Genomic DNA, 9199 nt, shown 5'->3' with positions numbered 1-9199 from the left:
CTCCAAAAGCAATATTAAATACACTTGGCGTGTCTTTGGTGTTAAATGCTATGTTAGCGTCTAGTTGAAAATTTGGAGTCCAAAGATAAGCACCACCAAATCTAAAAATATTATCTGCGTAAAAATCGCTATTAATGCCTTGGGCTTCACCAAATACAACCCATTGTGGTGTAAAAGAATGAGTTAATGTTAAAACATACTGAAACTCTGAGAAATCAGAACCAATTCTGTCTTTAATTAAATTCATAACAAATACCCAACCTCCGTTAAAATTATTTTGGGTAGCAATCATCACTTTTGGACTAATACCTTCTACGTCTGGTGCCGTATAAGGATTGTTTTTAGAGTCAAAATTTGCACCAGCATAAACTGATACTGCTGGTATAAGTGATTTCCATTGAAATTTCCTGTTAGCGTGGTAACTGTATAAGTTAGGTTTTGCTTCCTCGGCATTTTTATAAGGATCAAAAATTAGATATTTAGCACCTAGTGTTAAATTTCTAAAGTTAGCTCGTGGGTTTTCAGTAGGTATCTGACTACTAAAATCTGTACGTGTATCATTCTGATAAACGCCATCGAGTTGCAATTCTAATTGCTCAAAAAGTAGACCATAGCGAACGGCAAAATCTAAACCAAAACCTGAAACCTCGTAATTCAAAGGAGTGTGTTTTTCATCTACAGTAAAAGCTCCTGCCTCAAACTGAACTACATTAGTACCAACCGAAAACGCACTTTCTGATACACCTGGGCGGTTAGAGTTAATCACCTCTGTGTATTGGGCATTAAGATTTAAATAGGTAAAAACACATAAGAAAACAAAAATAGATTTGAGTACACGCATTGGCTTTTGGTTTAATTTCAAATATATATAATTTATACTTTTTTTAATGAATTATAACGGATTATACGTAACTATAATTGTATTTTTGATACTTATATTTTAAAATATTATACTTAGCATCCATTATGGGATTACTTAGGACTGTTTTAATCATATTGCTTATTTGGTTTGGTTTAAAGATTTTAAGCCGACTTTTTGCCCCTATTTTAATGAAATTTGTTGCTAAAAAAGCCGAAGAACGCTTTGGGCAGCAATTTGGTAATTTTCAGAACCAAGCGCAACAACGCCATGCACAAAAACAAAAAGAAGGGGAGACGGTAATAGATAAAATGCCAAAACAAAATAAAGCGTCTAACGAAAAAGTAGGCGAATACATCGATTACGAAGAAATTGATTGATTTAATTTGTATCTGAGCTAAAATTTCATTAAAAATTAATTACTTTTCAGCATCGGTTTGTTAATTTAAATTTCATGTCATTTTCTTATAAACGTTTTTTACCGCACTGTCTAGTTTTAATAGGTTTTGTGATAGTTTCCTTAGCCTATTTTAGTCCTGTTTTACAGGGTAAAAAGATTTTTCAGAGCGATATAATGCATTACATTGGTATGGCTCAGCAACACAAGGACTTTGCTGAAAAAACTGGTGAAGAAGCCTATTGGACCAACAGTGCTTTTGGTGGTATGCCAACGTACCAGTTAGGTACTACCTACCCACATAATTATATAAAAAAGCTTGATTTAACGTTGCGCTTCCTTCCAAGACCTGCTGATTATTTGTTTTTGTATTTCTTGGGGTTTTATATTTTATTACTATCACTTAAAGTTGATTTTAGGCTAGCTGCACTTGGTGCTTTGGCCTTTGGTTTTTCTACATATCTTATAATAATTCTTGGAGTTGGCCATAACTCCAAAGCACATGCTATAGCTTACATGCCTATGGTATTAGCTGGTATAATTCTAACCTTTAGGCAACGTTATATTTTAGGTTTTTTATTAACAGTGGTAGCTTTAGGTTTAGAGATTGTTGCTAATCATTTTCAAATGACGTATTACCTCTTATTGCTTGTATTGGTAATGGGTGTAGCATACTTAGTCGATGCCTACCGAAAAAAGGTACTGCCTCATTTCTTTAAATCCGTAGGGCTGCTTACAATTGCAGTTATTATTGCTGTAGGTTTAAATGCTACTAACATAATGGCGACGCAGGAGTATGCTAAAGAAAGTACACGTGGAAAGAGTGAGTTAACAGTAGCGCCAGATGGAACACCAAAAGAGGTATCAAATGGTTTAGATAGAGCTTACATTACAGAATATAGCTATGGTTTGGCCGAAACTTTTAATTTGTTTATCCCAAAGTTTATGGGAGGTGGTAACACAGAAGATATTGGTAAAGATTCTGAAACATATAGCACTTACATGACGATGGGAGCTTCGCCAATAGAGGCTTTAGAATTATCTAAAAAAGCACCAATGTATTGGGGAGACCAACCCATTGTAGAAGCACCTGCTTATGTTGGTGCAGTTATTATATTTCTTTTTGTTTTAGGCTTGTTTTTAGTGAAAGGTCGTTTAAAATGGTGGTTAGTTGGTGGTACAGTTTTATCGTTATTACTGTCTTATGGGAAAAACTTAGGTTTTATAACCAACTTCTTTATTGATTATGTACCACTTTATAATAAATTTAGAGCAGTGAGTTCCATACAGGTGATTTTAGAACTTTGTATCCCTGTTTTAGGTGTTTTTGCTTTGGTACGTCTCTTTAACGATTTTCAAAAACAAGAAGAAAAACTAAACGCACTAAAATATACCGTACTAATAACTGCAGGCTTATGTTTAGTATTTCTATTATTTAAATCTACATTCTTCGACTTCAAAAGCTATAGAGATCAAAATATACCAGAAGCTTTAGTTGAGGCTCTAATTAGTGATAGAAAAACCTTATTTAATGCAGATACTATTCGCACGCTGCTTTTAATAGCGCTTTCGGCCGGGACCATTTATCTTTTTTTAAAGAAAAAGCTGTCTGAAAATTTAGTCGTAGTAGTATTTGCAGTTTTAATAGTATTTGATTTGGTGTCTATTAATAAAACTTATGTCAATAACGATGATTTTGTTTCAGCCTTAAGTGTTGATAAACCTTACCAACCAACAGCTGCCGATAAGCAAATTTTAAAAGATAAAGGCCATTTTAGAGTTTTAGATATGTCATCTGATGGTCAGCGTCGTCCTGGTAGAGCGGCTTACTTTCATAATTCGTTATTTGGTTACCATGCAGCAAAATTAGGACGCTATAATGATGTACTGGAATTTCATATTTATAAAAATAATATGAATGTATTAAACATGCTTAATACAAAGTACATTATTGCCGAAGATAAAGGACAGGTATTTCCTTATGATAATCCCGATGCTAGTGGTAACTCATGGTTTGTAAATGAGATTAAAGAATTGGAAGATGCTAATGCTGAAATTAAAGCCTTAGATAGTTTAAATATTAAGTCTACCGCAGTTACAACAATGCCAATAACTACAAATAGGTTTGAAGTAGATTCAGTAGCTTCAATAAAATTAATTGAATTTAAACCTAATTATTTAAAGTACGAATCCACTAACTCAAACAAAGGTTTTGCAGTATTTTCAGAGATTTATTATAGTAACGGTTGGAACGCCTATATTAATGGCGAGCCAGTACCACACATACGCGTCAATTATATTTTACGTGGATTAGAGGTGCCTGCAGGACGTCATATTATAGAATTTAAATTTGAACCTAAAGTTGTTGAAACCGGAAGTAAAATTGCCTTAGCAAGTTCTGCTATGTTTGGGGTATTACTATTGTTAGGTATATTTTATAGTTTTAAAGCTAAAGACAAAGAATAATAACTCAACTTGCTTATGCAAGATTAAAATCCCTTCCCTTTAGGAAGGCTAGGATGGGCTCAAAAGTACTCATAATTCTTTATTACTGGCCACCAGCCGGTGGACCTGGTGTGCAGCGCTGGTTGAAATTTGTAAAATACTTGCCACAGTTTGGTATTGAAACAATTGTTTATTGCCCAGAAAACCCAAGTTACCCTATAAGAGATGAGAGTTTAGTAGATGAGATTCCTAACGGAATTACAATCTTAAAACAACCTATAAAAGAGCCTTATAAATTGGCTCGCTTATTTTCTAAAAAAAGTTCTAAAACCATTAGTTCTGGTGTAATTCCAAAATTAAAAAAGCAATCTTTTATAGAACGGTTAATGCTTTACGTACGTGGTAATTATTTTATACCAGACGCACGCAAAAATTGGGTAAAGCCTTCTGTGGCCTTTCTCTCTAATTATGTTAAGCAACACCAAATTAAAACTATTATTACTACTGGCCCTCCGCATAGTTTACATTTAATAGGTTTAAACTTAAAAGAACAATGTAATGTTAAATGGATTGCAGATTTTAGAGATCCTTGGACAACTATTGGCTATCACAAAGACTTAAAACTTACAGCATCATCTAAAGCAAAACATAGGCAATTAGAGAAGCAGGTCTTAAATAATGCAGACCAAATTGTAGTAACTAGCAATCATACCAAAAATGAATTTAAGACAAAAACAAAAAAACCAATTACAATTATTACAAATGGTTACGATTCTCATTCGGTAAGCAAGGTGGAGAAGGACAAAAAGTTTACACTATCTCATATTGGTTCGTTGTTATCTGATCGTAATCCTAAAATTTTATGGAAAGTACTTTCAGAATTAAGAGATGAGTATAGCACTTTTGATAATGCATTTCAACTAAATTTAATAGGTGTTGTAAGTGATGATGTTGTGGCCTCTATTGAAGAATATAACTTAAACAAACATCTAAATATTGTTGGATATGTAAGTCATAACGAGGCTATAAAGTACCAAATGCAATCACAGCTTTTATTACTTATAGAAATAGATTCTAAAGACACTAAAGCTATCATACCTGGAAAAGTTTTTGAATATATAGTCTCAGAAACACCAATAGTGGCCATTGGGCCAAAAGATGCGGATGTTGAGCACATAATTAAATCCACAAATACAGGTTATTATTTTGGATACCAAGATAAGCAGGCTTTAAAAGCACAAATTTTAACTTATTTTGAAGCTTATAAGGTCAATAAATTAATCGTTAATGCTGTTGGTTTAGAGCCCTATAGTAGAAAGGCTTTAACACAAAAAATGGCGAAGCTTATTAATAATTTGTAGTCTAAATTGGGATTATATTTGATTAACTTATAGATACGAGAAATCCCGCAAGGTGCTCTTAGGCATTCCGTATGCGGGATTTCTACTAACCAACCAAAAAAATCATGTTTTGTTGTTTATCCTCTAGTACGTCTTGTATTAGATCTAGTAGAGGTTTGGCTACTTCTTCTACTAGTGTTAGATCTTGTCGATACTGAAGATGACTTTCTTTTGTTTTGAACAGAAGTACTTCTCTGTCTTTTGTTTTGTGAACTTACTTTATTATATGTACGATGTTTAGTCGTGTTTGGTTTCCTTACCGAATTATTAGTTTGGCTTCCTAATCTATTAGACACACTAGTTCTGTTAGAAGTCACCTGCCTTCTTTCATTTCTTGGTGTATTTATAGATCTAGAGCGAGTTGTGTTTGCCGAAGACGCTACTCTTGGCTTAGATCTTGTTGATCTCACAGTTCTATTTGTATTAGCTCTAGAATTTGATCTCGTTCTTACACTTTCACTATTATTTCTAACCATTCTGTTAGCATTTCTATTAGAACGTACTCGTGTATTTGTACTTCTATCTATAGTATTAGTTCTTGTGTTAGCTGCTAATCGCGTACTTCTCGTTCTTGTAATTTCCGTATTTCTGCGAGTTACAGTTCTCTGTATAGAGCGCTCTCTGCTATTTCTAGGTGACTGTACATATCTATTATTAATACTAGAATTACGTCCTCCTATGTTTGCATTTCCACGTCTTCCGTTAACCACATTAAAATGTCTTACATTATTTCTGTATGGTCTGTAGTATACATGTCTTACAGGTGTGTAAAACTGTCTGTAAGGATTAACATTAACAACACAATAATTTACTGGTGGTACAGCATAAAATCTGTGCCAAGGTCTCCAAACATAAGCTCTATTGAATCTGTTTATAAATCCATCATATCTCCAAAACACATTGTTTCTGTAAAATACATTTAGTCCACCAATTCTGCTTATTCTGTTAAAGCGATTATAATTTATAAAGATGTTACCAATTTGATTAACTCTACCAAAATAATCATAGAAAATAGGCGTATTTTCAATCTGAATAATTGCTCCAAAACTATCATACTGTACGTATGGATTGTAATTAAAGCCAGAGTTAAAACTTAAAGTAAATCCTGGTGTATTTACTCCAACATTAACGTTTGGTCCATATTGCGGAATATAAAAGTCAAACTGACCATCTCTAAACACAGAGAATTCTATACCTCCTTCGTTAAATATGAAAGAATTGTCATAACCTCTCACATAATTATTTACTGAAGCTTCAGCTTCTAATGTTGATGTGTTAGTTGCGAATGCAGTACTGCTCATAGCAATTAATCCTGCAAATAAAAATAGAATCCGTTTCATAAGTCAAGGGTTTTAAAATTAAACTCAATAAGTAAGTTACAAACAGCGTGCCAAAAAACTAAATACGTATTTATATGGCGTTTAATAGCAAATAAAAAATCCCGAAGCATTGGGGTGTGCAATCGGGATTTAGATCTCAAAAAATAAAGAGATTATTGTTTAAGCTTTTTTTGCTTTTTAATCTTTCCATTTTTACGGTAATAGTAAAAATCGTTATCGTTGTTCCAGTTATCATTCCAGTCATCATCAAAAGTCTGAGAATGCCAAATGTTTACTCTATTGTTAAAATTAACAAAGCCTCTTGTGTCCACAATTTCACCGTAGCGGTTATAGATAATTCTGAGTCCTCCAACTTGTTTTAGTTGACCTCTTCGGTAATTCATATAAACAGAGCCAACACGTTTTATTCGACCTTGTCTATCATAATTCATAAATACATTACCAATACGTCGCACGCGGCCAAGTCTATCGTGTCGTATTAAAACACCTCTGTCTCTGCGATGGTATTGTGTACCTGGTGCTCCATAGGTGCGGTTGGTACGACGTCTATTTTGTTTGTAGTAATAATCGTCATTGTTTGGTGATGGAGCTAGGATTTCGGTATTAAAATCGAAACTGCCATCTGGAAAAATTAAGAACTCTACACCACGTTCCACAAACGTTATTGGTTGCGAAAAACGATAGCGCGCATATTTTGAATCTTCCCCATTTAAAACAGCATCTCCTGCTGTTGTTGCTGTAGCTGATGTTAGTCCTACCAACACCACTGCTAAAAAAAGTAGTTTACTTTTCATAATATATAGGTTTTTAGATTTGCCCAGTTACTAACGCATTTAGAACTTTTGGGCTTACGCTATGTGGCTAGTAAAACCAATTAGCATGCCAAAAAAGTAACATTCTGATTTACAAAGTATTGAATGCCGTTTAAAGCCTTTAAATGTTATTTTTTTTTGCTTAAAACTTAATAAAAGTGTTTATTTTCATTATTTTCAACGCAGACTAACCATTACTTATAAGTACGCAAATGGATACTTGTCAAAATTGTGAAAAACACTATGAATCTGGTTTTAAATTTTGTCCACATTGTGGGCAAAAAACCAATGATATACTTACGCTTGGCGTATTATTTTATAATACTATTAGTAATTACTTTTCTTTTGATGCACGTTTTCTAAAAAGCTTTATTCCTTTAATGTTTAAGCCTGGTTACTTGGCAAAAGAATTTATTAAAGGGAAACGTTTAAAGTATTTGCACCCTGCACAGATGTACTTGTTTGTTGCAGTTATTTTCTTTTTTCTTTTTAATTTTTATGTGCGTGAGGGCAGAGTAGAGCTCGATAAGAATATGCAACGTGTCTTGGCCAGTAGGTCTGAAAGTTTAGAGCAAAGCACAAGTGTTATCCCTAAAGACACCGTAGCTATTAATACGTATTTAAAACCAATTAGCGATAACGGGAAAGCTATAGGAATCAATGACGAGGATTTAAAACGTTTAGACTCTATGTCTAATATTAAGGTTCCTAATACTACTAATTATGTTGATTTTGGTTTTAATGAAACAGAAATGGACTCACTTATAAGAATAGGTAAAACTAATGAAGAGCTCTATATCTTTATGGGTATGGAAGAGGACGCAGGTTACGTTCAGCGTAAGTTCTTTAAACAAATTCTTAAGTTTTATAAAGACATGGGACTAGGACAAATCTATCAGAACTTTATCGATAGTATTCCTTTAGCAATGTTTTTTTTGTTACCAATTTTTGCGTTTTTGTTAAAGCTGTTTTTTTATAAAAAAGGACGTTATGCACATCACTTGGTGTTTAGCTTTTACTATTTTTCGTTTTTGTTTTTAGTGTTTAGTATCATATTTGGACTTAATAGATTGATGTCAATACCAGATTGGATAGACTGGCTAGTGGCATTATCAACATTTGTTTATCTGCTTTTAGCGGTTATAAAATTTTATGGACAGCGCTGGTTTCTTAGTTTTATTAAAAGTGGTGTGGTAAGTTTTTTATTCTTATTGTTGGTGCTGCCGTTATCGTTTACAATTCTTGGTGTTATTGCTTTCTTCTTTTATTAATCCTTTTATTTAATTCAGAAAACAACGCTAGAGGACTTTGCGTGCCATATAGGAACATTTAAAAACTCACTTAACGTATGTGCATCATCAATAATAGATTTTAAATTGCCGTGGTCAATTACATTTTTTCGGGAGTTATCGTCTAATACTAAGTTGAGTTCAAAACTTTTATACGAGCCATTATCACTTTTAACGTGCTCACCAATAATTTGTAGTGCCTCGATTCTATTAAGTTTTATATAATCGTTAGAATTTTTTCGATTTGAAGAATATAATTTAAAATTATAAGTACTATAGTATAAGCCTAGCTGTTTATCAAAAACTCGTGGTTTATAAAAACTGTAAAACATAAAGCTAGCTACTAACATAAATATAAGACCAACTGCAATTATAGCCCAACTAGCATTTATAGAATCACCAGAAAATGGAAAAAAGGCAAAAAATAAAAGTCCTAAGCCTAAAGCAAAAAACATAAAGCAAAACAGGGCAACACCTATATAGGGTTTGTAAATATATTTACTAGGTGATGCTTTAATTAAAACGTTTGTTTTAAAACTTGCACCACCAGGATTAAGAGGTTCGGTTGATACTAAATCGTTAATATGACTAACGTTGTTAGTATTACTTTCTCTAGCCTCAATAACTTCTTTATGAAAACCTTCTGGCAAATCCATA

8 protein-coding genes are annotated in these 9199 nt (G+C 33.1%); 4 read left to right on the top strand and 4 right to left on the bottom strand.

Annotated elements, in window-relative coordinates; translation table 11 throughout:
- Nucleotides 1-841, bottom strand: an 841-nt coding sequence (locus Q0800_RS08185; RefSeq protein ID WP_299128836.1) for a transporter, incomplete at its 3' end; no start/stop codon positions are given.
- 125 nt (nt 842-966) lie between these two features.
- On the opposite strand from Q0800_RS08185, the gene Q0800_RS08180 reads away from it, so the two are divergent.
- From Q0800_RS08180 to Q0800_RS08170, 3 genes are all read left to right on the top strand, one after another.
- Nucleotides 967-1239 (top strand): DUF4834 family protein, encoded by a 273-nt coding sequence (locus Q0800_RS08180; protein WP_299128835.1) that lies wholly within the window; start codon nt 967-969, stop codon nt 1237-1239.
- A 74-nt stretch (nt 1240-1313) separates the two neighbouring features.
- Nucleotides 1314-3722 (top strand): YfhO family protein, encoded by a 2409-nt coding sequence (locus Q0800_RS08175; RefSeq protein WP_299128834.1) that lies wholly within the window; start codon nt 1314-1316, stop codon nt 3720-3722.
- Nucleotides 3723-3775: 53 nt separating this feature from the next.
- Nucleotides 3776-5062: a glycosyltransferase gene (locus Q0800_RS08170; RefSeq protein WP_299128833.1), complete on the top strand. Its 1287-nt coding sequence runs from the start codon at nt 3776-3778 to the stop codon at nt 5060-5062.
- A 116-nt stretch (nt 5063-5178) separates the two neighbouring features.
- On the opposite strand, the gene Q0800_RS08165 is transcribed toward Q0800_RS08170, so the two are convergent.
- Together Q0800_RS08165 and Q0800_RS08160 are read right to left on the bottom strand one after the other, a co-directional pair.
- Nucleotides 5179-6441: a hypothetical protein gene (locus tag Q0800_RS08165; RefSeq protein ID WP_299128832.1), complete on the bottom strand. Its 1263-nt coding sequence runs from the start codon at nt 6439-6441 to the stop codon at nt 5179-5181.
- A gap of 152 nt (nt 6442-6593) precedes the next feature.
- Nucleotides 6594-7235: a hypothetical protein gene (locus tag Q0800_RS08160; RefSeq protein WP_299128831.1), complete on the bottom strand. Its 642-nt coding sequence runs from the start codon at nt 7233-7235 to the stop codon at nt 6594-6596.
- Nucleotides 7236-7465: 230 nt separating this feature from the next.
- Here Q0800_RS08160 and Q0800_RS08155 point away from each other — a divergent pair, with 230 nt between their 5' ends.
- Nucleotides 7466-8524 carry a DUF3667 domain-containing protein gene (locus Q0800_RS08155; RefSeq protein WP_299128830.1) on the top strand — a complete coding sequence of 353 codons (1059 nt, stop codon included), beginning with the start codon at nt 7466-7468 and terminating at the stop codon, nt 8522-8524.
- A 14-nt stretch (nt 8525-8538) separates the two neighbouring features.
- Here the strand turns inward: Q0800_RS08155 and Q0800_RS08150 are convergent, their stop codons facing one another.
- A complete protein-coding gene (locus Q0800_RS08150; RefSeq protein WP_299128829.1) occupies nt 8539-9198 on the bottom strand; it encodes a hypothetical protein in 660 nt (219 codons plus the stop codon).
- Nucleotide 9199 lies beyond the last annotated feature (1 nt).

Source organism: uncultured Winogradskyella sp. (assembly GCF_937958655.1).
In the GTDB taxonomy this organism is placed as follows: Bacteria; Bacteroidota; Bacteroidia; order Flavobacteriales; family Flavobacteriaceae; genus Winogradskyella.
This window is presented reverse-complemented; position numbering and strand designations above follow the sequence as displayed.

Excerpts from the sequence above, each read along its gene's own strand:
- Q0800_RS08165 (WP_299128832.1), bottom strand. The coding sequence starts at position 6,441 with ATGAAACGGATTCTATTTTTATTTGCAGGATTAATTGCTATGAGCAGT.
- Q0800_RS08150 (WP_299128829.1), bottom strand. The coding sequence starts at position 9,198 with ATGGATTTGCCAGAAGGTTTTCATAAAGAAGTTATTGAGGCTAGAGAA.
- Q0800_RS08180 (WP_299128835.1), top strand. The coding sequence starts at position 967 with ATGGGATTACTTAGGACTGTTTTAATCATATTGCTTATTTGGTTTGGT.
- Q0800_RS08175 (WP_299128834.1), top strand. The coding sequence starts at position 1,314 with ATGTCATTTTCTTATAAACGTTTTTTACCGCACTGTCTAGTTTTAATA.
- Q0800_RS08155 (WP_299128830.1), top strand. The coding sequence starts at position 7,466 with ATGGATACTTGTCAAAATTGTGAAAAACACTATGAATCTGGTTTTAAA.
- Q0800_RS08170 (WP_299128833.1), top strand. The coding sequence starts at position 3,776 with ATGGGCTCAAAAGTACTCATAATTCTTTATTACTGGCCACCAGCCGGT.
- Q0800_RS08160 (WP_299128831.1), bottom strand. The coding sequence starts at position 7,235 with ATGAAAAGTAAACTACTTTTTTTAGCAGTGGTGTTGGTAGGACTAACA.